Source organism: Arthrobacter sp. JCM 19049 (assembly GCF_001310435.1).
This window is the reverse complement of sequence record NZ_BAXF01000497.1, coordinates 1-1,537: the sequence shown is the minus strand read 5'-3', so window position 1 is coordinate 1,537 and position 1,537 is coordinate 1. Positions and strand designations below refer to the sequence as shown.

3 protein-coding genes are annotated in these 1,537 nt (G+C 67.1%); 1 reads left to right on the top strand and 2 read right to left on the bottom strand.

The genetic code is table 11. The features are described 5' to 3' along the window. Positions 1-179: glycosyltransferase (locus JCM19049_RS23600; protein WP_374700319.1), on the bottom strand; the 179-nt coding region annotated here is incomplete at its 3' end. After that, on the bottom strand, positions 166-681 hold the full coding sequence (locus JCM19049_RS13780) for a hypothetical protein (protein WP_054821864.1): 516 nt from the start codon (positions 679-681) through the stop codon (positions 166-168). The genes JCM19049_RS13780 and JCM19049_RS23600, both read right to left, overlap by 14 nt. 361 nt (positions 682-1,042) lie before the next feature. Between JCM19049_RS13780 and JCM19049_RS13775 the strand changes: the two genes are divergently transcribed. Further along, positions 1,043-1,537, top strand: a 495-nt coding sequence (locus JCM19049_RS13775) for a thiamine pyrophosphate-binding protein (RefSeq protein ID WP_279403239.1), incomplete at its 3' end; no start/stop codon positions are given.

Sequence of the window (1,537 nt, the reverse complement as noted above, 5' to 3'; positions counted from 1 at the left end):
GGCTCGCTGATGACCCGCACCCCGGCGGCCTGGGCGAGCTGCCGGCTGTTGTCCGTGGACCCGTTGTCCACGATGATGATTTCAAAGGGCTTATCCCGCTGCTTCTTGAGCAGTTCAAGCAGCACCGCCAGGTGCTGCTCATCGTTCAGGACCGGCACGACAACGCTAACCCGGTTCATTCTCACCCCGCCCTGCGCCACGTAAAGCGTGATCGGCCCGGAAGACGCCGGTGGCTGCCAGCGCGGAGCCGGCGAGCCCGGCCAGCAGGTCTCCCATGGTGTCGTCGTAGCCTACCCCGATGCGTGGGTCCAGCAGCCGATAACCGGCCCATTCGCCGATTTCCCACAGCACCGCCAGCAGGGCACCGAGCGCCACGAAGATTACAAAGCGCCACCACGCTCCCCCGGGATTTGTCCCGTTCATCAAACCCGTTGTGCGCAGTGCGCCGTGGAGCAGGCCGACCACAACGCCCATCAGCAGCCCGTGAACCGCAAGGTCGAGCCACTCGATGAGCGCGTAGGCGCCCAGGGCACTGAAAATCGTGGCGCCCAGCAGGACGAGCTGGCCCAGCGCATCGCGCCAGCGGGTCGACGCGAAGTAGCGAAGCGCCCATTGCCCGCCCCAGGATAACGCGGCCGCCAGGAAAGCGGCCGGCCCGGCCACGGCATAGGCCCAGGGCAACAGCAGCAGGCCGATCCCGCGCAGCAGGTCGGTGGCGTGGGGAACAAAGGAGCCTCATAGGCGGCCCTGGGTTGACGTTCGATCGTGACCTCCTTTTCGCTAGAGGATACAGCGCCAAACCCGCATTCCACGGCCGCGGTCATTCTCCGCACAGGATCAAGCACGCCGACGCTCCCCCATGCCCGTCTCCGGTGGGCCGCCTAGGTCCGTCCGCCTTCAATTCCCGGCACCTGAGCGCTGGCTGAAGGGCCCGGATTTCGCCCCGGCGGCGTGCCATCATGGGCACAGACCTGAAGGACAAGCACGCCAGGTGGTTCGGCAGCGATGCTCCGGGCCGTGGCGCCGTCGAGAGGAGTCCCACATGAAAACCGTCAGCAAGCTGATCGTCGAATCCCTGGCAGAGTACGGGGTCACCCACGCCTGGGGCGTGGTGGGAGACGCCCTGAACCCCATTACGGATGCGATCCGGCAGGAGCCGGGCATGGAGTGGATCGGGGTGCGCCACGAGGAGGTCGCCGCGTTCGCCGCCGGCGCCCAGGCGCAGCTGACGGGGAAGCTGGGATTGTGCATGGGAACGGTGGGCCCGGGCTCGATTCACCTGCTCAACGGGCTGTATGACGCGAAGAAGTCCCACGCCCCGGTGCTGGCCATCTGCGGCCAGGTGCCCTCCTCGGAGATCGGCAGCAGCTTCTTCCAGGAAGTCAACAACGATGTGCTGTTCAGCGACGTGGCCGTGTTCGCGCACACCGTCACCTCCGCCGACCAGATGCCGCAGCTGCTGGAGCAGGCGGTGAACGCGGCCGTCTCCCGCAAGGGGGTTGCGGTGCTGACCGTGCCCGGGGACGTGGGCGGCATG